Origin of the sequence: Sanguibacter gelidistatuariae (genome assembly GCF_900096585.1) — a bacterium.
GTDB lineage: Bacteria > Actinomycetota > Actinomycetes > Actinomycetales > Cellulomonadaceae > Sanguibacter > Sanguibacter gelidistatuariae.
Genome location: NZ_FMYH01000008.1, coordinates 14,712 through 38,205 on the forward strand (window position 1 = coordinate 14,712; position 23,494 = coordinate 38,205).

Annotated in this window: 16 protein-coding genes; 7 read left to right on the forward strand and 9 right to left on the reverse strand. The window is 71.4% G+C overall.

Annotated features, from left to right (window positions below):
* Positions 1 to 48: 48 nt before the first annotated feature.
* From BLQ50_RS15480 to BLQ50_RS15500, 5 genes are all read right to left on the reverse strand, one after another.
* Positions 49 to 1,095, reverse strand: a complete 1,047-nt coding sequence (locus BLQ50_RS15480; protein ID WP_093185919.1) for a uroporphyrinogen decarboxylase/cobalamine-independent methonine synthase family protein — start codon at positions 1,093 to 1,095, stop codon at positions 49 to 51.
* Complete coding sequence (mnmA, locus tag BLQ50_RS15485) at positions 1,092 to 2,285, reverse strand: tRNA 2-thiouridine(34) synthase MnmA (protein WP_093185606.1); 1,194 nt, start codon at positions 2,283 to 2,285, stop codon at positions 1,092 to 1,094. The genes BLQ50_RS15480 and mnmA overlap by 4 nt, the downstream gene beginning before the upstream one ends.
* Positions 2,285 to 3,535, reverse strand: a complete 1,251-nt coding sequence (locus BLQ50_RS15490; protein ID WP_425424107.1) for a cysteine desulfurase family protein — start codon at positions 3,533 to 3,535, stop codon at positions 2,285 to 2,287. Before BLQ50_RS15490 ends, mnmA begins: the two co-directional genes overlap by 1 nt.
* Before the next feature lie 102 nt (positions 3,536 to 3,637).
* Complete coding sequence (locus BLQ50_RS15495; protein WP_093185611.1) at positions 3,638 to 4,660, reverse strand: electron transfer flavoprotein subunit alpha/FixB family protein; 1,023 nt, start codon at positions 4,658 to 4,660, stop codon at positions 3,638 to 3,640.
* 18 nt (positions 4,661 to 4,678) lie between these two features.
* A complete protein-coding gene (locus BLQ50_RS15500) occupies positions 4,679 to 5,485 on the reverse strand; it encodes an electron transfer flavoprotein subunit beta/FixA family protein (RefSeq protein WP_093185614.1) in 807 nt (268 codons plus the stop codon).
* Positions 5,486 to 5,604: 119 nt separating this feature from the next.
* Between BLQ50_RS15500 and glgX the strand changes: the two genes are divergently transcribed.
* Positions 5,605 to 7,899 (forward strand): glycogen debranching protein GlgX, encoded by a 2,295-nt coding sequence (glgX, locus tag BLQ50_RS15505; protein WP_093185616.1) that lies wholly within the window; start codon positions 5,605 to 5,607, stop codon positions 7,897 to 7,899.
* On the forward strand, positions 7,896 to 8,996 hold the full coding sequence (locus BLQ50_RS15510) for a hypothetical protein (protein WP_093185618.1): 1,101 nt from the start codon (positions 7,896 to 7,898) through the stop codon (positions 8,994 to 8,996). Before glgX ends, BLQ50_RS15510 begins: the two co-directional genes overlap by 4 nt.
* Before the next feature lie 108 nt (positions 8,997 to 9,104).
* On the opposite strand, the gene BLQ50_RS15515 is transcribed toward BLQ50_RS15510, so the two are convergent.
* The gene (locus tag BLQ50_RS15515) at positions 9,105 to 9,647 is read right to left on the reverse strand and encodes a hypothetical protein (protein ID WP_093185621.1); all 543 of its coding nucleotides are present in this window, start codon (positions 9,645 to 9,647) and stop codon (positions 9,105 to 9,107) included.
* A 355-nt stretch (positions 9,648 to 10,002) separates the two neighbouring features.
* Here BLQ50_RS15515 and BLQ50_RS15520 point away from each other — a divergent pair, with 355 nt between their 5' ends.
* The 4 genes from BLQ50_RS15520 (at position 10,003) to glgB (ending at position 17,828) form a co-directional block, all read left to right on the forward strand.
* Positions 10,003 to 12,159 (forward strand): alpha-1,4-glucan--maltose-1-phosphate maltosyltransferase, encoded by a 2,157-nt coding sequence (locus BLQ50_RS15520; RefSeq protein WP_425424108.1) that lies wholly within the window; start codon positions 10,003 to 10,005, stop codon positions 12,157 to 12,159.
* A 26-nt stretch (positions 12,160 to 12,185) separates the two neighbouring features.
* Positions 12,186 to 13,952 carry a maltose alpha-D-glucosyltransferase gene (treS, locus tag BLQ50_RS15525; RefSeq protein ID WP_093185921.1) on the forward strand — a complete coding sequence of 589 codons (1,767 nt, stop codon included), beginning with the start codon at positions 12,186 to 12,188 and terminating at the stop codon, positions 13,950 to 13,952.
* A gap of 51 nt (positions 13,953 to 14,003) precedes the next feature.
* Complete coding sequence (locus BLQ50_RS18705) at positions 14,004 to 15,539, forward strand: maltokinase N-terminal cap-like domain-containing protein (RefSeq protein ID WP_175559161.1); 1,536 nt, start codon at positions 14,004 to 14,006, stop codon at positions 15,537 to 15,539.
* Between the two features lie 75 nt (positions 15,540 to 15,614).
* Positions 15,615 to 17,828, forward strand: a complete 2,214-nt coding sequence (gene glgB, locus BLQ50_RS15535) for a 1,4-alpha-glucan branching protein GlgB (RefSeq protein WP_093185623.1) — start codon at positions 15,615 to 15,617, stop codon at positions 17,826 to 17,828.
* 29 nt (positions 17,829 to 17,857) lie between these two features.
* Here the strand turns inward: glgB and BLQ50_RS15540 are convergent, their stop codons facing one another.
* From BLQ50_RS15540 to BLQ50_RS15550, 3 genes are read right to left on the reverse strand one after another with little or no spacing between them, the layout of a single operon-like run.
* Complete coding sequence (locus tag BLQ50_RS15540) at positions 17,858 to 18,799, reverse strand: tetratricopeptide repeat protein (protein WP_093185626.1); 942 nt, start codon at positions 18,797 to 18,799, stop codon at positions 17,858 to 17,860.
* 43 nt (positions 18,800 to 18,842) lie between these two features.
* Positions 18,843 to 19,835, reverse strand: a complete 993-nt coding sequence (locus tag BLQ50_RS15545; protein ID WP_093185629.1) for a DUF8094 domain-containing protein — start codon at positions 19,833 to 19,835, stop codon at positions 18,843 to 18,845.
* Positions 19,835 to 21,130 (reverse strand): hypothetical protein, encoded by a 1,296-nt coding sequence (locus BLQ50_RS15550; RefSeq protein WP_093185631.1) that lies wholly within the window; start codon positions 21,128 to 21,130, stop codon positions 19,835 to 19,837. Before BLQ50_RS15550 ends, BLQ50_RS15545 begins: the two co-directional genes overlap by 1 nt.
* Positions 21,131 to 21,382: 252 nt before the next feature.
* On the opposite strand from BLQ50_RS15550, the gene BLQ50_RS15555 reads away from it, so the two are divergent.
* The gene (locus BLQ50_RS15555; protein ID WP_093185633.1) at positions 21,383 to 23,494 is read left to right on the forward strand and encodes a coiled-coil domain-containing protein; all 2,112 of its coding nucleotides are present in this window, start codon (positions 21,383 to 21,385) and stop codon (positions 23,492 to 23,494) included.

Sequence of the window (23,494 nt, forward strand, 5' to 3'; positions counted from 1 at the left end):
CATAGCCGCGGGTCATCGGGCGATCGGGCGGACGAGACGCAGCGACCGCTAGCCGGCCGCCCGCTCGGCGAGGATCGCGGCGGCTCGGACGACCGATCCCAGGGCGCCGCGCGCGGCGTCGGGCGTGCCGGAGGCAGCCAGGGTCGCAGCGGACCCGGCCGAGGTGAGCACGACGTCGTCGAGGCCGGACAGAGGCAGGCCCATCCGCCGCCACGGCACGCTGACCAGGTCGGCGAGGCCGCGCACGTCGGTCCCAGCACACTGGGAGACGGTCGCGGGCGGCAGGCCCGCCCACAGCTGCGTGCCGCGTTCGATCGCCCGGGCCACCAGCTCCCAGCCGTGCTCGTTCCAGGCGGGTCCGTCGGTCACGGCGCCGAGCTCAACGCCCACGGCGTCGGCCCCAGCGAGCACGACCGGGGCGATGCCGACCCACGCCTGACCGACATGGACCACGCTGCGCGCCTGGGCGGCGCGGGCGGCCTCGAGCACGGGGCTCAGGGCGTCGAGGAGGTCGGGGCCGCGGACTGCGCGCAGCCGGGAGTATCCGGAGAAGGTGGGGATGACGCCCGCGGCGACCTGACCGAGCAGGGACTCGTCCACCTGGACGGTCACCTGGGCGCCGGGGACCTGCGCGCGGACGGCCGCCACGTGCTCGCCGATCCCCAGGGCCAGCGACCCGGCCAGCTCGGCGACGGCGCCGCGGTCGGCGAGCACCCTGTCCCCGCGCGCGAGATAGAGGGTGGCCGCGAGCGTCCACGGGCCGACGACCTGGACCGTGATCGGGCCGGAGTAGCCGTGTCCGGCGACAGCCAGGGCGTCGAGGTCCTCGCGCAGCAAGGACTTGGCCCGGTCGAGGTCCATGCCGGGGTGGTCGCTGAGCTTCCAGCCGTGCGGGCCGAGCTCGACCGGCATGTCCGCGAGCAGCGCGGCGGTCCGTGCCACGGGCAGCGCACCGGCGCCGCGCGCGGGCAGCTGGGCCACGAACGGCAGTCCGCGGACGCCCTCGGGTACCTCGGCGAGGTCACCGAAGATCGTCAGGTAGGCCTCGAGGGAGTCGATGCCGGGCCAGACGCCCGGCCCGCTGGCGCCGGTCACGCGGAGTGCACGGCGGTTGTGGCACCAGCCGCGGCGGCGGGCGCGCCACTCCACCCCGAGCTCACCACGGTCGCCTGGCCCAGCACCCGGGTCCCCAGGTAGACCACGAGGGACTGCCCGGCGGCGACGCCGCGCAGGGTCTCCCCCGGGAGCTCGACCTCCATCCGGCCCGCAGGTCCCGTGGCGTCAGCGACAGCGCGGACCCGAGCGGGCACCGGTTCGCCATGCGCGCGCACCTGGACTTCGGCGTCGAAGAAGGCCGACCCCTGCTCGTCGAGACCCGCCGCGGCGAGCACGTCGTCGGCCAGCCAGACGCTCTGGTCGCCCGTGATCCGGTCGACCGTGAGCATCTCGGCCGGGCCGACGACGATCCGGTTGGAGACCGGCTGGACGTCCAGGACGTAGCGCGGCTTGCCGTCGGCCGCCGGGCGACCGATCGACAGGCCCTTGCGCTGGCCGACCGTGTAGGAGTACGCGCCGTCGTGCGCGCCGATGATGGTTCCGTCGGTGTCGACGATGTCACCGGGCTTGGAGCCCAGGTGGTCGCGCAGGAAGCCCTGGGTGTCGCCGTCGGCCACGAAGCAGATGTCGTAGGAGTCCGGCTTGTTGGACACGCTCAGCCCGCGGGCGGCGGCCTCGGCTCGCACCTCGTCCTTGGTCTCGTATGCCCCGAGCGGGAACATGGCGCGCGCGAGACGCGACGGGCCCATCACGGCCAGCACGTAGGACTGGTCCTTGGCGGTGTTGGGCGAGCGGTGCAGCTCACGGATGTCGGCGCCGTCGGCGCCGGTGCGGGTGATCACCTGGGCGTAGTGGCCGGTCGCGACGGCGTCGAACCCGAGGGCCGTCGCCTTGTCCAGCAGGGCCTCGAACTTGATGTGCTCGTTGCACCGCACGCACGGGTTGGGCGTGCGCCCGGCGGCGTACTCGGAGAGGAAGTCCGCCACGACCGTGTCCTCGAACTTCTCCGACAGGTCCCACACGTAGTAGGGGATGCCGAGGATGTCCGCGGCGCGGCGGGCGTCGCCCGCGTCCTCGATCGAGCAGCAGCCCCGGGACCCGGTGCGGAACTGGTTGCGGTTGCGCGAGAGCGCCATGTGGACGCCGACCACCTCGTGCCCGGCGTCGACCACACGTGCGGCGGCGACCGCAGAGTCGACACCTCCGGACATCGCGGCAAGAACCCGCATCAGCGCACCTCCTGTGTGCCGCGGTTGCGGCTCAATCCGATTCCCGCCGAGGCCAGGCCCGCGGCGGTGGCCCGGTCGACCACACCGGGCAGAACACTGAGCAGCAGGTCGACGTCGGCGTCGGTCGAGATGTGGCCGAGGGAGAAGCGCAGCGCACCGCGCGCGTCCTCCTCCCCCACCCCCGTCGCGAGCAGCACGTGGGACGGCTGGGGAACACCCGCCTGGCAGGCAGACCCGGTCGAGCACTGCACACCGGCGGAGTCGAGCAGGTAGAGCAGCGAGTCGCCCTCGCAGCCGGCGAAGGTGAAGTGGGCGTTGCCTGGCAGGCGGAGCCCGGCACCGTCAGCAGCAGGATCCGGCCCGCGCAGCGTGGCCGTGGGGACCCGGTCCCGGACGCCCGCGATCAGCCGGTCCCGCAGCGCCACCAGGCGCGCTGTCGTGGCGGGCATCAGTGCGACGGCCTCGGTCAGGGCGGCGGCGAAAGACCGGATCCCGGCCGCGTCGAGCGTCCCCGAGCGCACCCCGCGCTCCTGCCCGCCGCCGTGCAGCACGGGCGTGAGCGCAAGGTCTCGGCGGGCCAGCAGAGCGCCGACGCCGACCGGGCCGCCGAGCTTGTGCGCGGTGAGGGTCAGTGCGTCCAGGCCGCTCGCGGCGAAGTCGACGGGGATCTGGCCTGCGGCCTGGACCGCGTCGGAGTGCACCGGCACGCCGAAGGGCCGGGCCGCCGCGACGACGTCGGCGATCGGCTGGATCGCGCCGAGCTCGTTGTTGGCCCACATGACGGAGATGAGGGCGGTCTCGGGGCCGTGCGCGGCGAGCTCGGCGCGCAACGCCTCGACGTCGAGCACCCCACGGGAGTCCACCGCGAGCAGGACGATCTCGGCGCCGGCGTGCTCGGCCATCCAGAAGGCCGGGTCGAGGACCGCGTGGTGCTCGACGGCGGAGACCAGGATGCGTCGTCGTTGGGGGTTGGCCACCCGCCGGGACCAGAACAGGCCCTTGATGGCCAGGTTGTCGGCCTCCGTGCCGCCGCCCGTGAAGATGACCTCGCTGGGACGGGCGCCGAGCGCCGCGGCGACCTGCTCCCGGGACTCCTCGACCACGCGCCGGGCGGCGCGACCGGCCGAGTGCAGCGACGACGGGTTGCCAGCCACCGCGAGCTGGTCGGTGAAGGCCTCGATCGCGGCCGGCGACATGGGGGTCGTCGCCGCGTGGTCGAGGTAGGCGGTGGGAGTCGGGGTCACGGTCACCAGTCTACGAGCCGCCCGCGGGCGGCCGGACTGCGGCTGAGCCTTCAGCCGGCCCGCCCGCCTCGACGCACCCGGCTGCATCCCCTCCGTCGTCGGGCGTGATCAGCCCCTGTGCGCCCGGATCGCCTGCGCCGCCTGCGGAAGGACCTCGGCGAGGTCGCCGACGACGCCGAAGTCCGCGATCTCGAAGATCGGGGAGTCCGGGTCGTTGTTGACCGCGATGATCACACCGGAGGCCTGCATGCCACCCCGGTGGTGCGGGGCGCCGGAGATGCCCGCGCCGATGTAGACCCGAGGGGCGATCGTCACGCCGGTCTGACCGATCTGCGCGTCGTGGGTGACCCAGCCCTCGTCGACCGCGTCGCGCGTCGCGCCGACCGCTGCGCCCAGGGCGTCGGCGAGGTCTTCGACCGGGGCGAAGTCCCCGAGCGTGCCCCGACCGCCGGCGACGACGTAGGCCGCCTCGGCGAGCGCAGGGCGGCCGGAGCCGCCCTCGGGCTGGGCGTGCTCGGTGCGCGAGACGAGGACCGTCGCGGTCGCGGCGGCGCTCGGGTGAATGTCGATGCGGTCGACCTGCACCACGACGGGCTCCGCAGCCGGGGCCGCGACGACGGCGTTCGCCCGGACGGTCACCACGGCCGCAGCGGTCGTCACCGCACAGGAGACGTCCCAGGACCCGGCGAAGACGCGCTTGTCACCGACCAGGCCCTGCTCCCCCACGGAGACCGCAGAGGTGTCCAGGACCAGCCCGGCACCGATGGCGTGGGCGAGGTGGGCCCCGACCTCGCGGTTGAGGAAGGAGGAGGACAGCAGCACGACGTCGGCCCCGGTCGAGGCAACCGCGGCGACGAGCGCCTCGGCGGCGACCGGCGTGAGGTGGGCGAGGTGGGCGTCGGCCGAGTCGCCGACGATGTCGGCCACCAGCACATGACCGACGCCGTAGGCGCCGAGCTCGGCGAGGGCGTCCTGCGAGGGCTCGGCGATCGCGAAGGCCGTGACCTCACCCAGGTCGCGCGCGATGGTCAGGAGCTCGCGGGCCGGTGAGCGCAGGCCGCGGTCGGGGCGATCGAGGACAACGAGGACGGTGCGTCCTGCAGTCGTGGGGTCAGGGGTGGAGTCAGCCATGATCAGTCCGTTCGCGAGTCAGACGAGGTCGTTGCGGATAAGGAAGTCAGCGAGCGCCAGCCCACCCTCTCCCTTGTCGGTCACCAGCTGCACGTCGGGGCGCGGCGGGCGCGGGGCGCTCGCGAGCACGCGGGTGCGCGCTCCGGCGTCGCCCACCGAGGAGGCATCCAGGCCCACCGCGGCGACATCCCAGACCGTGATCTCCTTGGTGCGGGCGGCCATGATGAGCTTGAAGTTCGGGTAGCGCGGGGTGTTGACGTGGTCGGTCACGGACACGACCGCGGGGGCCGGCGCGGTGAGCACCTCCGTCACGCCCTCGAGGTCGCGGACGATCTCGACCTGGCCGTGCTCGAGGGTCAGCTTCGAGGCGAGGGTGAGCTGGGGCAGGCCGAGCTCGGCCGCGAGCAGCACGGGGACGACCGAGGCGAGGCCGTCCAGAGCCGCCATGCCGGTGATGACGAGGTCCACGGGTCCGTCGGCCTCAAGCCGGCGGACGACCGCGGCGATGGCCGTCGCGGTCCCGAAGACGTCCGACCCGGCGAGCGCGTCGTCGCTCAGGCGGACGGCGCGGTCCACGCCGAGCTGGTAGGCCTTGCGCAGGGCGGCATCGGCGTCGGCCGGTCCCACGGTGATCGCCACGACCTCGCTCGTGGCGCGCTCTCCGTCGTCGAGCGCTTCGACGAGCTGCAGGGCCGCCTCGATCGCGTTCTCGTCGAGCTCGTTGAGCGTGCCGTCGTCGGATCCTCGGGCGACCCGTCCCGCATCGGTGAGGTGTCGATCGGAGTGGATATCGGGGACGTGCTTCACGGGGACAACGATCCTCATAGCAGGCGGCTCTCTTTCCATCGCGACAAGTCGTGTGCAGCCTACAACGCGTGCACATGCGGGTGACATCTGGTCCGGGCGTGCACGGGTTTGGCGACGGGGGCGTCAGAATAGCGGATATGAAGGACACGACCGCCGCCTCCGTCCACGGACCAGTCCCCCCGTTCGGTGTCCACCTGCACGGCGGTGGGGTCAGGGTCTCGGTCCTGGCCTCGCACGCCACGGGTGTCGACCTGTGCCTCATCGACCCGGTCTCCGATTCGGCGCAGCCAGGCGGCGCGGTGGGCACGATCCCGCGGTTCACCGAGCGTCGCATCCCCCTCGTGGAGCAGAGCTACGGCGTCTGGCACGGGTATGTCCCCGGGGTGCACGAGGGGCAGCGGTACGGCTTCCGCGCCCACGGCCCCTGGGACCCCCGCGCGGGGCTGCGGCACAACCCTGCCAAGCTGCTCGTCGACCCGTACGCACGCGGGCTGGTGGGCGAGCTCGACTACGGACCGGTCAGCTATGGTCACGTCGCCACGCTCGACCCGGTCACGAACGCGATCACCGGAGACCCCGACGGCGCGCCCGACGATCGCGACTCCCTCGGTCACGTACCGCTCTCGGTCGTCGTGGGGCCGCGCCACCACCACCCGCCGGTGCGCCGTCCGAACGTCGCCTGGCGGGACACCGTCATCTACGAGGCGCACGTGCGCGGCCTGACCCAGAAGCTCGAGGCCGTCCCGGAGCACCTGCGTGGGACGTACGCAGGCTTGGCGCACCCGGCCACGATCGCGCACCTGGTGGACCTCGGCGTGACGACGATCGAGCTGCTCCCGATCCACGCCTTCGTCTCAGAACCGCACCTGATCGCCAAGGGTCTGAGCAACTACTGGGGCTACAACACGCTGGGGTTCTTCGCCCCGCACGCCCCGTACGCGACGGCGGCCGCGCAGGCGGCCGGCCCCGGCGCGGTGCTCGACGAGGTCAAGGGCATGGTCCACCTGCTCCACGAGGCAGGCCTGGAAGTTGTGCTCGACGTCGTCTACAACCACACCTGCGAGGGCGGGGAGCCCGGGCAGCAGGTCAGCTGGCGCGGCCTGGACAACTCCGCCTACTACCTGCACGACGGCGGCGCACCGGCCCGGCTGGTCGACGTCACCGGCTGCGGGAACTCCCTCGACTTCCGCCGCCCACGAGTGGTCCAGCTGGCGCTGGACTCGCTGCGGTACTGGGCGCAGGAGGTCGGGGTGGACGGCTTCCGCTTCGACCTCGCGGTCACGCTGGGCCGCGACGGCGCCGGCTTCACCTCCAACCACCCCTTCCTCGTCGCCCTGCAGACCGACCCGGTGATCAACCAGCTCAAGCTCATCGCCGAGCCGTGGGACGTGGGGATGGGCGGCTGGCAGACGGGGCACTTCCCCCCGCCGATGGCCGAGTGGAACGATCGGTTCCGCAATGCCATCCGGTCGTTCTGGCTCTCCGACCCGGCGGCCGCCGCGCACGGCCGGGCCGGTCACGGTGTCCGCGAGCTGGCGACCCGGCTCGCCGGGTCGGCCGACCTCTTCGGGCACGGCGACCCGCCGCTGATCCGGGGGCCGATCGCCTCGGTCAACTACGTCACCGCGCACGACGGGTTCACGCTGGCCGACCTCGCGGCCTACGAGCACAAGCACAACCAGGCCAACGGCGAGAACGGGCAGGACGGCAGCAACGACAACCGGTCCTGGAACCACGGTGTCGAGGGCCCCGTCCCGGCTGACTCCCCCGCGATGGTGATCGCCCAGCTGCGCCGCCGCTCGATCCGCAACCTCATGGGCATGCTGCTGCTGTCCGCAGGGACCCCGATGATCACCGCGGGCGACGAGATCGGCCGGACCCAGCACGGCAACAACAACGCCTACTGCCAGGACAACGACCTGTCCTGGATCAGCTGGAACCTCTCGCCGTGGCGCAAGGACCTGCTCGCCACGACGCGGTTCCTGCTGGCCCTGCGCCGCGACCACCTCGCACTGCGGGTCGACGAGTTCTTCCTCGGCCACCCCCAGCCCCATGACGAGCCCACCCAGCCGGACCTCGCCTGGTACGACGGCTGCGGGCAGCCGGTCTCGCACGCGCAGTGGCACGACTCCGGGATGCGGATCGTGCAGATGCTGCGCCGGGAACGTGCCGAGCGCACGACCGACGATATCGACGACTCCCACGTGCTGGTCGTCCTCAACGGCACGCTCGACCCGGTCGACGTCGTGCTCGCCGGGCGCGGGAACAGCACCCGCAGCTGGACGCTCGCCTGGGACAGCTCGTGGGAGAGCCCGGCCGAGCGGGAGGCTGGGCCGGACGGGCGCGGGACGAGCCTCGCGGCGGGGGTGACGGTCCAGCTCGAGCCGCTGACCATCCACGTCTACCTCGCCTACCTCGACGACGCCCTGTGACGGTCGCCGACCGTACCGAGCTCGCAGCGGTCGCCGACTGCGAGCGCGTCTTCCGGCGCAACGGCCTGCCCATGCTCGTGCAGGGACACACGCTGGGCCGGGACGTGTTCGGCCGGGCCGCGCCGTTCCTTCTCCTCGTGCTGCTCGCCCAGCTCTCGGGGGCGGTCAACCGGTCGTGGTCGATGACCGCGAACGTTCTCGCGGTGCTCGGCGGGGTCGTCGTGGTCACGAGTGGATACATCGCGCTCAACCGGGTGCGCGGGCGGTCCTGGTCGACCCTGCCGCAGGAGATCGCTGCCCCGGAGCTGACGTTCTTCGTGCTGGCGCCGGCGCTGCTGCCGCTGCTCTTCGGCGGGCAGTGGGCGGCTGCCCTGGCGACGGCGACGATGAACGTCACGGTCCTCGCCCTGACCTGGTTCACGGTCCAGTACGGGCTGCTCTCGACCCTGTGGTGGGGGATGGCGCGCGCTGTCGACGAGCTCGGGTCGTCGTTGCTGCGGCTCGTGCGACTGCTGCCGCCGCTGCTCATCTTCTCTCTTGTGCTGTTCTACAACGCCGAGGTGTGGCAGGTCTTCGACCGGGTGCCCACGGTGTCGTCCGTGGTGCTCGGCCTGTTGTTCGCCGCGCTCATCATCGTGCTCGTCGGCCTTCGCCTGCCGTCGGAGGCCGGGGCCGCGCTCGCCCAGGCGACCACCGACGTGCCAGATGCGGACGACCTGGCACCGCTCGGGCGCGGTCAGCGGATCAACGTCTGGGTCATGATCGGGGCCAGCCAGCTGCTCCAGGTGGTGGTCGTGTGCGCCGGGGTCTTCGTCTTCTTCGTCGGCATCGGCGTGCTCACCGTGACCCCCGAGGTCCAGGAGGTCTGGGCGGTGGGCGGCGGATGGTCGCTGCCGATCACGCTGCAGGGCACCGAGCTGGTCCTCAACCAGTCCTTGCTGCGGGTCTCGGTCGCGATCGCGACCTTCACCGGCCTGTACTTCGCCATCTCGATCCAGACCGACACGTCCTACCGGACCGAGTTCACCGGCGGCGTCGTCCGCCAGCTGCGCACCGTGGTGGCGGCCCGGGTGCGGTACCGGGAGCTGGTGGGCTGATCTGGGCGCTGTCCCGCGATGCCCACCCCACAACGCACGAGGGCCCCCACCATGCGGTGGGGGCCCTCGTGCGATCCGGTCCCGTCAGCGGCGACGGGGGGTAGATGTTCAGACCTTCAGAGCGACCCGCTCCTCGGCGACGACGACCGCGGTCTTCGCCTTGTTGAGTTCCGTCAGGCTCCATCCGATGAGGATGAACATGAGCCCCAGGCCCATCACGAGGGCCGAGACACCGTAGGAGACGACCGAGGTGAAGAGCGAGGCCCGCAGGAACGAACCGTTCATGACCGTGGCGCGCTGGGCGGTGAGGGTCTCGATCTCGTCGGCGTTGCCGTCCGCGTCCGCGGCCTTGAGCTCGGTGACCTTCTCGCCAAGCTCGGCGTAGGTGAGGTTGTTGCTTGCGGCGAGGGCGTGGTGGTTGATCGCGTTGGCCTGGGCGAAGGCCGTGAACGGACCCGCGACAGACTTGCCGGCCAGTGCGCCCGGGTCCTCCTCGGTCACTGCCGAGACGGTGATCTCCTCGGCCTTGAGCTGGCTGGTGATGACTCCCCAGACGACCCCGCCGGCGATGATGAGGACGAGTCCGGCAACCATCGACAGGATGCCGATGATGGCGACGGGCTTGCGGGCCTTGACGACTGCTGCAGACATGTTGATACCCCTCAGTATGCCGGGCTTTCGATATCCCGGACTTGGTGTGGTGCGATGACTTCACGCTATCGGCCCAGGAAGTGACAGACGCGGGACCTAGGACTCAGCGCCGATGTAGCCTGCGTCACACTCACACCGAGAGATCGGCATGTTCTCGCGGTTGCTGCTCGTCCAGCGGCGGAGCGCGCGCGACACCAGGATCGCGACACGAAGGTCCCTGGTGTCACCATCGGTCATCGCGCGGCGATCGTCCCGGTCACGACGCCACGCGCGGACCCCGAGGGCCGGTGAAGTTGCCCGAGAAACTCTCGCGATTCAAGTGTCATCGACCCTCCGGAGTCGGTAGGTTCGTCAGGTGACCTCCAAGCGCTCCTCGAAGCCACCCGTGACGGCGACCGACGCCGACCAGCCCACCGTCGTCTCACGCCCGACCCCCCCGGTCACGCGGGCCTCGGCCCCAGCCACCCGCAGCGCAGGGGCACCCGTCGAGCACGCCGTCGCGCCGGTCACCGCATCGCCGCAGCCGATCGGCCGGATCCCCGTGCTCGACGTCGCGCCGGTGATCGACGAGGGCCGCTGGCCCACGAAGGCCGTGGTCGGCGAGGTGGTCCCGATCGAGGCGACCGTCTTCCGGGAGGGGCACGACGCCGTCGCCGCGACCGCGGTCCTGGTGTCCCCGACCGGGGAGCGCCACACGGCCGCGATGGTCGACATCGCCCCTGGCCTCGACCGGTTCCGCGCCGAGCTCGTCCCCGACGCCCCCGGCGCGTGGGGTCTGCTCGTCGAAGGCTGGTCCGACCCCTACGGCACCTGGGAGCACGACGCCCGGATCAAGATCGAGGCGGGCATCGACGTCGACCTCATGCTCGCCGAGGGTGAGGCCCTGTTCACGCGCGCGGCCACGCGCTCGGAGCTCGGAGCCGACGACGCGGCCGCACTGCGCGGCGTCGCCGTCGCGCTCGCGGATGCCAGCCAAGCCCCGCTGGCGCGCCTGGCGGTCGCGACGGGCCCTGAGGTCCATGCGCTGCTGGCCCGCACGCCGCTGCGCGACATGGTCTCCGCCTCCGCGACCTACCCGCTCGTCGTGGACCGCCCGCTCGCGCTCGCCGGAGCCTGGTACGAGTTCTTCCCGCGCAGCGAGGGCGCCACCTACGACGCCCTGACCGGCCGCTGGACCTCGGGGACCTTCGCGACGGCCGCCGCCCGACTGCCCGGCATCGCCACGATGGGCTTCGACATCGTCTACCTGACCCCGGTACACCCGATCGGGTCGACGAACCGCAAGGGCCGCAACAACTCCCTCGAGACCGTCGACGGCGACCCCGGGTCGCCGTACGCGATCGGCTCCGCGGACGGCGGGCACGACGCGATCCACCCCGATCTGGGCACCTTCGACGACTTCGACGACTTCGTCGCCCGGGCCCGCCGGCTGGGCCTGGAAGTCGCGCTCGACCTCGCGCTGCAGTGCTCCCCCGACCACCCGTGGGTCACCGAGCACCCCGAGTGGTTCACCACGCGCGTGGACGGCTCGATCGCCTATGCGGAGAACCCACCCAAGAAGTACCAGGACATCTACCCGCTGAACTTCGACAACGACCCCGAGGGCATCTACCAGGAGATCCTGCGGGTGCTGGAGGTGTGGATCGCCCACGGCGTGACCGCGTTCCGGGTCGACAACCCGCACACCAAACCTCTGCCGTTCTGGGAGCGCCTGCTCCGCCAGATCCGCTTCACGAACCCGGAGATCATCTTCCTCTCCGAGGCATTCACCAAGCCCGCGATGATGCACACCCTGGCCAAGATCGGCTTCCACCAGTCGTACACGTACTTCACCTGGCGCAACACCAAGAGCGAGCTCGAAGAGTACTTCCAGGAGATCAGCGGCCCCGGCGGGGCGTACATGCGACCCAGCTTCTGGCCGACGACGCACGACATCCTGCCGCCGTACCTGCAGCAGGGCGGGGTGGCCGGTTTCGCGATCCGCGCCGTCCTGGCAGCCACCGCCTCGCCCACGTGGGGCATCTACACCGGCTACGAGCTCGCCGAGGGGGTCCCGCGCCCCGGGGTCGAGGAACAGATCGACAACGAGAAGTACGAGTTCAAGCCGCGCGACTGGTCCCGGGGCGACGACGTGGGCATCGCCGCGCTGCTCACTCGGCTCAATCAGATCCGCGGCGCCCACCCCGCGCTGCGCCAGCTCCGCAACCTCACGGTGCACCCCACGAGCGACGACGCGATCATCGCGTTCTCCTCGTACCTGTCCGCCGAGCACTCCCCCACCGGGGTGGCCGACACCGTGATCTCGATCGTCAACATCGACCCGCACAGCACCCGCTCGGCCATGGTGTTCTTCGACCTCGCCGCCCTCGGTATCCCCGACCCGGGCTACGGCGCGACGTTCGACGCCCACGACCTGCTGACCGGAGCCACGTATTCCTGGGGAGCGCAGGCCTTCGTCCAGCTCGACCCCTTCGCCAACTGCGCGCACATCATCCAGGTGGGACACCGATGAACCGGCCCGACCCTTACCCTGCGACCATGCCGATCCCCGTGTCGGCCCTGCCGCCACGCCGCCAGCCCAACGTTCCCGGGGGTGGCACGAGCGAGCACCTTGGTGATCCGGGCGTCATCCACCCGGGCCTGAGCGACGACCCGGAGTGGTTCAAGACCGCGGTCTTCTACGAGGTGATCGTCCGGGCGTTCTCCGACTCGACCGGAGCCGGCTCGGGCGACCTGCGCGGCCTCATCCAGCGCCTGGACTACCTGCAGTGGCTGGGCATCGACTGCCTGTGGCTGCCGCCGTTCTACCCCTCGCCGCTGCGCGACGGCGGCTACGACGTCGCCGACTACACCGCGATCGCGCCCCAGTACGGGGCGATGGCGGACTTCACCGAGCTCATCGCCGAGGCGCACAAGCGCGGCATCCGCGTCGTCATCGACCTCGTGATGAACCACACGAGCGACGCGCACCCCTGGTTCCAGGCCTCCCGCTCGGACCCGGAAGGCCCCTACGGGGACTTCTACGTGTGGAACGACGAGAACACGAAGTACCCCGACGCCCGGATCATCTTCGTCGACACCGAGACCTCGAACTGGACCTTCGACCCGGTCCGGCGCCAGTACTTCTGGCACCGGTTCTTCTCCCACCAGCCAGACCTCAACTTCGAGAACCCCAGGGTCGTCGCTGCGATGATCGAGGTCGCGCGCTTCTGGTGCCAGGTGGGTGTGGACGGGTTCCGGCTCGACGCCGTTCCGTATCTCTTCGAGGCTGAGGGCACCAACTGCGAGAACCTGCCCGAGACCCACCAGTTCCTGCGGACCGTGCGCGCCGTGATCGAGGAGGAGTTCCCCGGGCGGATCATGCTCGCCGAGGCGAACCAGTGGCCCGAGGAAGTGGTCCAGTACTTCGGGACCGACGAGGCCCCCGAGTGCCACATGTGCTTCCACTTCCCCGTCATGCCCCGGATCTACTTCGCGATCAAGGACCAGCGCGCCAAGCAGATCATCGACATCCTCGCCGACACCCCGGCGATCCCGGCCGGGGCGCAGTGGGGCACCTTCCTGCGCAACCACGACGAGCTCACCCTCGAGATGGTCTCCACAGAGGAACGCGCCTCGATGTACGGGTGGTACGCCCCCGACCCGCGGATGCGCGCCAACGTGGGGATCCGGCGCCGGCTCGCGCCGCTGCTGGACAACTCCCGCAAGGAGATCGAGCTGGCGCACGCCCTGCTGCTGTCCCTGCCGGGCAGCCCGTGCCTGTACTACGGCGACGAGATCGGCATGGGCGACAACATCTGGCTGCCCGACCGCGACGCCGTGCGCACCCCGATGCAGTGGACCCCCGACCGCAACGCCGGGTTCTCGACCGCGGACCCCGGCAAGCTGTACCTCCCTGTGATCCAGTCCCTCGTGCACAACTATCAGCACGCGAACGTCGAGGCGCAGTGGGCCCAGCCGACGTCGCTGCTGCACTGGGTGCACGGCATGCTCAAGGTCCGCCGCGCGCACCCGGCCTTCGGCACGGGCACCTTCGTGCCGCTGGCAGCCGACAACGAGTCCGTCCTGGCCTTCCTGCGGGTCACCCCGGAGGAGACGATCCTGTGCGTGACCAACCTCGCGGCCACGGCGCGGGCCGCGACCGTGACGGTTCCTGGCCACGCCGGGGCTGACCTGACCGACGTGTTCGGCGGGTCGAAGATCGGCTCGGTCGGGGCGGACGGGGATGTCATGATGACCTTGGGGTCGCGGGAGTTCTTCTGGCTCGCGGTCAGCCCGGCTGCAGGGGCGCACCTCCTCAGCTGACCCAGGGCACCAGCACACCTCTCGACGATGCGAGGACAGGCGGGAGCCGGCATGGCACACGACGCAGGACGCACGGCGCAGCACACGACGCCCGACGGCGAGCCCCCGGTCGAGGCCGGACCGATCGACGTCGCGGCCGCACTGCACGCCTGGCTGCCGGGGCGGCGCTGGTTCCCGGCCAAAGGGACCGACGCGAGCTTCGAGCTGGTCGCTCGAATCCCCTTCGAGGGCCCACCGGCTCCGGCGCCGCAGGTGTTTGTCGACGTGCTCCGCGCACTCGGCGTCGGGCCGGACGGGGCGCACGTCATCCTCCAGGTGCCGCTGGTCCTGGAGACCACGGGACCTGGTCCCGACGGGCCTGCCTCCCCCGCCGGGCTGATCGCCGAGTCCGGCGCGGCCCGGCTCTACGACGGCGCCTACCACCCCGCCTTCGTCGCGGCCTGGCTCGCGGCGGCCACCTGGTCTGAGGCGTCACCGGTCGCATCGGCGCCCTTCGACCTGCGCGGCCTGCACGTCCTCACCGGCGAGCAGTCGAACACGTCGGTCCTGCTGCCCCACGTCGCCGGCGGCGCCATGCTCAAGGTGCTCCGGTCGCTCGCCCCGGGACAGAACCCTGACCTCGTCGTCCCCCTCGCCCTCACCCGGGTCGGCTGGTCCGGCGTGCCCGCGCCGTATGCGTGGAATCAGCTCGTCGTAGCCGACACGGGGGCCGACACGGGGGCGGCCACAGGGGCCGACGCCGGAGCGGAGGCGGGCGGGAAGGACGGGCACTCGTGGACCGCGCACGCGGGCGTGCTCGCCGAGCTCGTCCCCGATGCGAGCGACGGTTTTGAGCTCGCCTGCGACTACGCCCGCCACGGACGTCCCTTCGACGACCTGGCGCGCGACCTCGGCGAACGGGTGACCCAGATGCACGCAGCGCTGCGCACCGCATTCGCCGACGAGCTGACCCCGGCCGACGTCGCCTGGCTGCTCACCGCACTGCGCCGACGGGTGCGCACCGCAGCGGCGTCGAGCAGCGCCGTCCGCGGACGGGCCGATCGGATCGAGGCGTTCCTCGTGCACCTGTGCACCATTGCCGACGACGCCGTGCGCCGCGGCCGCCCGCTGCCCCCGGTCCAGCGCATCCACGGGGACCTGCACCTGGGCCAAGCCCTGCACAGCGCCCGCACCGGGTGGCGGATCCTCGACTTCGAGGGCGAACCGCTGCGCACGCTCCGCGAGCGCACCCGTCCCGACCTCGGCGAACGGGATGTCGCGGGGATGCTGCGGTCCTTCGACTACGCCTCCGCGGTGGGCGGGGCCGCGTCGCCGCAGTGGGCCCGTGGGGCTCGTACCGCCTTCCTCGAGGGGTACTACGGCGCGGGGTACGTCGGCGGCGAACCCGGTCAGCCGCGCGACCCGTCGCTCTCCGACCGGGCGGTCGTCCTGGATGCCTTCGAGCTCGACAAGGCGCTCTACGAGGTGGTCTACGAGGAGCGGAACCGACCGGACTGGATCGCCATCCCGCTCTCGGCCGTCGACCGGATCCTTGACGCGCGCCTGGGCAGCGCCACGGCCAGCACGGGCGACCCGAGCGAGCGATGACCCCGCCCGCAAGAACTCCAGGACGCGCCGATGCGTCTGGCTGCGTTGTCCCCCGCGGCGTGGAATGGTAAGGCCATGACCGATTCGACAGTGCCATCCGGTGGTCCGCTCGTTCCGTTGCCCGTCGCGAGCGGCGATCTCGCCGCGGTGGCCCGCGGAGCGTTCCACAACCCGCACGCTGTGCTGGGCGGGCACGTCGACCCCACGGGGTCGACCGTGACGATCCGGACCCGGCGACCGCTCGCCGACTCGGTCGCGATCATCACCGGCGCCGGTGAGCACCCCGCCGTCCATGAGCAGGACGGCATCTGGGTCGCGGTCCTGCTCGCGACGGACGCCGCAGTGCCCGACTACCGTATCCAGGCGCGCTACGGCGACGAGACCACGATCGCCGACGACCCGTACCGGTTCCTGCCGACCGTCGGGGAGATGGACCAGCACCTGATCGGCGAGGGGCGCCACGAAGAGCTGTGGACCGCGCTCGGCGCCAACCTCAAGACGTATCCGAGCGTGCTCGGCGAGGTCCACGGGACCGCCTTCGCGGTGTGGGCGCCCAATGCCCGCGCAGTCCGGCTGGTCGGTGACGTGAACTTCTGGGACGGTGCGTCCCATCCCATGCGTTCCCTCGGCTCCACGGGCATCTGGGAGCTGTTCGTCCCGGGCGTCGGCGCCGGCAGCCGCTACAAGTTCGAGATCCTCGGGCCCGACGGCACATGGCACCAGAAGGCCGACCCCATGGCGAAGGGGACGGAGGTCCCCCCGGCCACCGCGTCCGTCGTCGTGCAGTCCGACTACACGTGGGACGACCAGGAGTGGATCACCCGGCGCGCCGGGACGGACCCGCACAACGCTCCGCTGAGCATCTACGAGGTCCACCTGGGCTCCTGGCGCCAGAGACTGTCCTACCGCGAGCTCGCCGTCCAGCTGACCGAGTACGTCGTGGACCTGGGCTTCACGCACGTCGAGCTCATGCCGGTCGCCGAGCACCCCTTCGGCGGGTCCTGGGGCTACCAGGTCACGTCCTACTACGCGCCGACGTCCCGGTTCGGCCACCCCGACGACTTCCGCTTCCTCGTCGACACCCTGCACCAGGCCGGCGTCGGCGTCATCCTCGACTGGGTGCCCGCCCACTTCCCCAAGGACGCCTGGGCGCTCGCCCGCTTCGACGGCACGCCCCTGTACGAGCACCCCGACCCGATGCGCGGGGAGCAGATGGACTGGGGCACCTACGTCTTCAACTTCGGTCGGTCGGAGGTGCGCAACTTCCTCGTCGCCAACGCGACGTACTGGCTCGAGGAGTTCCACGTCGACGCCCTGCGCGTCGACGCCGTCGCGTCCATGCTCTACCTCGACTACTCCCGCGACCCCGGGCAGTGGGCCCCCAACGTCCACGGCGGCCGCGAGAACCTCGAGGCCATCAGCTTCCTCCAGGAGACGAACGCGACGGCCTACCGGCGCAGCCCGGGCGTCATGATGATCGCCGAGGAGTCGACCGCGTGGGCCGGGGTCACCAAGCCGACAAATGCCGGCGGCCTGGGATTTGGGCTCAAGTGGAACATGGGCTGGATGAACGACACCCTGCGATACCTCGCCGAGGCGCCGATCAACCGCCGCTACCACCACCACGAGGCGACGTTCTCGATGGTGTACGCCTACTCCGAGCAGTTCGTCCTGCCGATCAGCCACGACGAGGTCGTCCACGGCAAGGGCTCGCTCATGCGCAAGATGCCCGGGGACGACTGGCAGCAGCTGGCCGGCGTGCGGCTGCTCTTCGCCTACCAGTGGGCACACCCGGGCAAGCAGCTGACGTTCATGGGCAACGAGTTCGCCCAGGGCACCGAGTGGGCCGAGTCGACGAGCCTCGACTGGTACCTGCTCGACCACGACGGCCACGCCGGTGTGCAGCGCCTGGTCCGCGACCTCAACACCCTCTACGTCGCCCACCCCGAGCTGTGGGCGCTCGACCACGACCCGGCGGGCTTCGAGTGGCTCGACGCCTCCGACGCCGACCACAACGTGCTGTCCTTCCTGCGCCGGGACCGTGAGGGCAACGTCATGGCAGTGCTCATCAACTTCGCCGGCACAGCGCACGAGGGCTACCGGCTCCCGCTGCCCTCGGGCGGGGTCTGGCGCGAGGTGCTCAACACCGACGCGGGCGTCTACGGCGGCTCTGGCGTGGGGAACCTCGGCGCGGTCCACGCCGAGGAGGTGCCGTGGACGGGACGCCCGTACTCGGTCGCCCTCCAGGTACCGCCCCTCGGCGCGGTGTTCCTCGTCCCGGAGAAGTAGCCCGCGGGGGCGGTTCTGCCCTGCTTGGGCTAGTAGAGCGCCGTCATGAGGGCGCGACGCGCAGGACCCACGCGTGGGTCCTGCGCTCCCAGGAGGTCGAAGTACTCGACGAGGCGCTTGCGCAGCACCTCGCGGTCAGGGGCGTCCGGGACCAGCTCGATGAGGCGTCCGAGGGCATCCTCGACCTTCCCGCCGAGCAGGTCGAGGTCGGCCACGGCCAGCTGGGCGTCGATGTCCTCGGGGTTGTCGGCGGCAGCCTTGCGCACTGCTGCGACATCCGCCTCGTGGGTGCGCAACAGAAGTTTGACCTGGGCCAAGCCGGCCGTGGCCAGCTGGTCGCGGGGGTCCTCCCGCAGGGCCTGCTCGTACGCGGCGACCGCGGTCGGCAGGTCGTCCGCCTCGATCGCGTCGAAGGCCTTCTGGTGCAGCGGGGGCAGCTCTGGCTCGGGCTCGGGGACGTCGGCCCCGGTCGCGGTCGAACCGTCGTAGGACTCGAGCACCCCGGTCACGCCGTTGGCCGTGGCCGCCTCGAGGATCTCCTCGAGGATGCCGCGAATCTGCTCGGCCTCGGCGACGCCCTGGAAGAGCGGCACGGGCTGCTGGGCGAGGATCGCCACGACTGTGGGGAACGCCTCGACCTGGAAGGCCTGCGCGATCTGCGGGTAGTCCGTGACGCTGATCCGGGCCAGCAGGAACCGTCCCGCGTACTCCTGCGCGAGCGCCCCGAGCGTCGCGGCGAGCCGGATGCTCTCCGGGTCGGTCGGCAGCCAGAGCAGCGAGATGACCGGCACCTTGGCCGACTGCTGGACCACCGAGGGGAACATCTCGTCGGTGATGTCCACGACGAACCCGCCCGCGGCGGGCGCGCCGCCGGGCGCTCCCGGCGGCGGAGCGGTCGGACGCCCGAAGGCGGACAGGTCCACGGCGCCGCGGACATCGAACTGGGAACCAGGTGCACCAGGTTGACTCATGGGTCCTATCTTTCCATCTGTCGCGACGAAGCGGACACCGTGATCAGGGGATGGAGGCAGAAGTGGTGAGGAGCTCGCTGCCGATCACGGACGCGCCCGTCCCGGCTGTGGCCGGCGGGATGTAGATCCCGACGAGGCTCGTGCGTCCCACTGTGAGCGAATTGCTCGCGGCCGCGTCACCGATGAAGGCCTTCTCGGTCGCCGAGGGGGAGATCACGGCGCTCTCCTCCCCCTTGAGCGTCTCGGTCGAGGTGATCTCCCCGACCACGAGCGCTCCCCCGTCGGCCGTGCGCAACATCCGCAGCGCGCCGTCGGTCGGGGTGAACTGCAGCGTGTAGGTGCCCTTGATCTCGGCCGCGGACGCGGTCCGCTTCTCGCGCAGCGCCGTCATCTGCTCGCGCAGCGGGTCCGTCGCAAACTCTGCGGCGTAGGGCGAGGCGTCCCCGTTGGTGAGGACGTCGGCGTAGTGCGCCACGGCGTCGACCGGGGTGAGCACGAGCGAGGAGTCGTCCGGGGCGACCGCCTCGGTGCCGATCTCCGCCGACGGGAAGGCAGGCAGTGTCACTCCCGGGAACAGCCGGATCCAGCCCCAGAGCTTGTACTGCTCACGAGGCGAGGCCTGCTCGGTGACCAGCAGCCGCTCGGTCTGCAGGTTCTGCGGTCGCTCGCTCACCGCGAAGGTCGTCCGGGGCCACGTCTGGGTCGTGGGAAGCACCTCGGACTGGACCGCGGTCGGGATCTCGGAGATCGCGTCAGCGCTCCCGGTCGCGGTGGCGACCGTGAACTCTGCCGTGCGGAAGGCGAGGGCGGGGCCGGTCAGCCGGGCATCGAGCGCCGCCGGGTCGAGGGTCGCGGCAGCGGCCGCGAGCGTCTCGCCGATCGCCGTGTTGATCGACTCGTCCTGTTCCGTGGTGAGCACCACGGACGGGGTCGAGGGCGCCGGGTCGACGTGCGCCTCAGGCAGGGCCGGGCTGCACGCGGTCAGGAGCAGGAACCCGGCGGTTGTCAGAACCAGTGCGGGGGTGGTGCGTCGCATCAGTGTCCTTCCGTCGTCGTGTTGTTGTGTGGTGCGGACCCGTCCGTCGGAGGCGAGGTCGGTGTCGTCGTGTCTGCCGCTGCGTCGCCCGTGGTGGGGGTCGCGGCGTCGGGGCGCACGCCCCAGGCCTGTCGCCAGCTGGACCCGGACGTGGAGCCGGTCCCCTCGGGCAGCCACACCGGACGCGCCGGGTCGGCCGCGGGGGGCGCCGCAGGTGCGGACGGTGCGTCCGCGCTCTTCTTGACCATGGGGATGGCTCCGGTCCATGGCCACGCCCGCTTCGAGCGGCGGGCAGAAGCATTGACCTCCTCGAGCCGAGCTGCTTCTTCCCGCGCGGCCTGCTCGCGCAGCTCACGACGCGTGAGGCCGGTCGTGCGGGAGCCGTCTTCGGCCGCCACGGGCGTCCGGGCAGAGGCGTCCAAGACGCCGGTGTCAGCCGAGGCATCCCCTGAGGTCACGACCCATGAGGTGGCTTCCCCGGCCGGTCCGCTCGTCGACGCACCGCTCTGGCGAGACGACGTGCGCAGCGCCGAGCTGTTCGTGGGGGCAGATGCCACCCGGTCACGCGGGCGAAGCAGCAGGAGCCCGTAGATGCAGCCCGCGATGACCAGGAGCGCACCGAGAACCACGCCGGGCCACATCAAGGGGGTGGTGACCTCCCGCGGCCAGGTCAGGGTCAGGACCGGCGTCGTCGCGTTCTCGCCGACTGCCGCGACGAGCAGGACCACGTCGCTCGACGACGCGTCCCAGGTGAGGGAGGCGGATCCCGTTCCGGTCGCGCTCGTCAGCCACATGTCCGAGCCCTCGGGATCAGGCCCGACAGCCGGAGCCTCATCGGTGGGCGCGGAGTCGGTTGGCGCAGCGTCTGCGGGTGCATCTGCGGCGGGAGCGTCGGTGGCCGTGGCGTCCGTGGTGGGCGTCGCGGGGTCGGTCGTGGGATCGGTGGCCGGGTCGGTCGTGCTGCCCGTCCTCGCGGTCACGCTCAGCGTCTCCCAGTCGGAGGCGCCGGTCACCACGAGCGCCGGGTCCTCACCGATCCATCCGTCGACGTCGACCGAGCGGCCCAGCGCCAGGACGACCTTCGCCTCGGGCGAGGAGGACGCGGTGATCGTCACGGAGTGGTCGACGAGGCCGAGGACGCCGGGCGCGGTGGTGAGCAACGTCGTACCGCTCTGGGTGCCGGTCGTCATCACCGCCGTGTCACTGGGGCGCCAGAGAGTCCCGGACGCGACCGAGAGCCCGGCGAGCACCAGGCCCACGAGCACCAGGCTGGCCGTCACGATTTTGTGGAGCACCGATTGTTCCCTTCGACTGCGGTCTTCAAGCCTATCGCCCCACGGGTCAGGCAGATCTAGCCCTTGCGCAACAAAGGCCGCGTAACCGGCCCGAGCGGACCCTCGTGATCGACGCCGTCCCGACCCGTTAGGCTGAGGCCTACAGTGACGGAACCCTTTGTCACAGCGACGTATCCATGCTCCTTCAGTCGGGCCGACCGACCATGTGAATGTTCAGTGGAGCATGTTCAACCCTGACCACGGAGGTCTGTTGTGTCCGACGATCGCCCGATCTTCCCTGTCGTCATGCGCGGCTATGACCGAGCGCAGGTCGACGGACGGATCCAGTCCCTCGAGTCGACGCTCGCGAAGTCGCTTGCGCAGATCGAGGCGCTCGAAGCACACACGCGGCAGGTCGCCACGGACCTCGACGCGGCCCACGAGAAGCTCCGTGAGACCGAACGGCCTTCCTACGCGGGGCTCGGCTCACGCATCGAGCAGCTCATGCGCACGGCGGAAGAGCAGTCGACCGACGTCATGTCCCAGGCGAACACCCACGCCGAGGACGTCCTGAGCCGGGCGAAGGCCACCTCGGGGCAGATCAGGTCGCGCGCCGAGAACGAGGCCGCCGAGATCCTGGCTGCTGCCCGCCGCGAGGCCGACGAGGTCAGGACGTCCGCCCACAACGAGGCCGAGACCACGACCGTGTCGGCCGAGCGTCGCGCCGAGGAGCTCGTAGGCTCTGCCGAGCGGGAGGCCACCCGGATCCAGACGGCGATCATCACCGAGGGCACCGAGCGCCGCACCTCCCTCGAGCGTGAGCTCGGAACCCTGCGCGCGACGACCGAACGCGAGATCACCGAGCTGCGCGTGACCACGGAGCGCGACGCCCAGGCGTTGCGCACCAGCACCGAGGCGTGGTCCGCCAACGAGCGCGAGGAAGCAGCACGCTTTGCCCGTGAGCTGCGTCTGACGACCGACGCCGAGACGACCGAGCTGCGCCACCGGACCCACTCCGAGACCGCTGAGGCGCGCAAGGACGCCGACGACTACACCTCCCAGCTGCGCGCCTCCGCGACCCGCGACACCGACGACCTGCGTCAGCGCACCGAGACCGACGCCGCGACCGTGCGCGCGGCGGCCCAGCAGGAGGTCGACGCACGCCGCGGCGAGCTCAGCCGCGAGCTCGCCTCGCTGCGTCAGGCAACCGAGGCCGAGATCGCCGCCCTGCGGTTCGGCGTCGACCAGGAGCTCGACGCCGTGCGCCTGCAGGCCGAGCATGACCTCAACGACCTGCGCACCACGGCCGAGCGCACGACGACCGAGCAGCTCACGACCGCCAACCTCGAGGCGACCCACCTGGTGGAGAGCGCGGCCCGGGAGGCCGGCGAGCTGCGCGAGCGCGCCCTGCGCGAGACGACCGAGCAGCGCGAGAGCGCCGCCCGGGAGACCACAGAGCTGCGCGAGCAGACGATCGTCGACGCCGACCGCGCCGTCTCGGACGCCAAGCGTCAGGCCGACGAGATCCTCTCCACCAGCCGCGCCGAGGCCGCTCAGCTGCTTGACGCCGCGCGTGAGGGACTCGCCGCTGCGGAGCTGGACATCGCGGCCAAGCACGAGCAGGCCCAGCTTGCGGACACCGAGCTCCATGCCCAGAGCAAGGCGGAGACCGACCGACTGCTCAGCGACGCCGAGCGGCACGCCGCCGAGGCCGAGCGCCGGGCCGCGGAGGCACTGGCGACCTTCGAGCAGATCCGCAAGGACAGCGACGCATATACCAAGGAGTCTGCGGAGTCGGCCCGTCTGGCCGCGGAGACCATCACGTCCTCGTCTCGCGAGCAGGCCGAGCAGACCGTCAGCGACTCCCTGATCGAGGCCGAGCGCGAGCGCAGCACCGCCCAGCGTCAGGTCGACGACCTCAACCGCCAGCGCGAGTCCATCACGACCTACCTCGACGAGCTGCGGACCCTGCTGGGCACCGAGGCCATCCCGAGCGCGTCGACCCTCGAGAAGGCCGCGGCGGTCGAGGAGTCCTTCGTCGCCGCGACCGCCGCCACCCAGCAGAAGCCGAAGAAGTCGACCCGGCCCGCCCCGCTCTCGGCTCAGGGCACTCCAGCCCAGCAGGCGCGCAAGGCCGCCGCCGGAAAGGGTGCGGCCCACCCGGCTCCGCTGTCAGCCGCCCCCACGAACACCGACAGCGACGAGGTCGCTTCCGTGGTCGAGGCAGCTGGTGACGCGGCAGTTGTTGACGCACCGGTCGAGGCAGACTCCGCGGCCGCGGCCGAGCCGGTCGAGGCTGCCGAGGCGCCTGAGGAGTCCGGAACCGAGAGCGCCACTGTCACCGACGGCGGCGAGGAGCACATCGAGGCGTCCGAGACGCGTTGA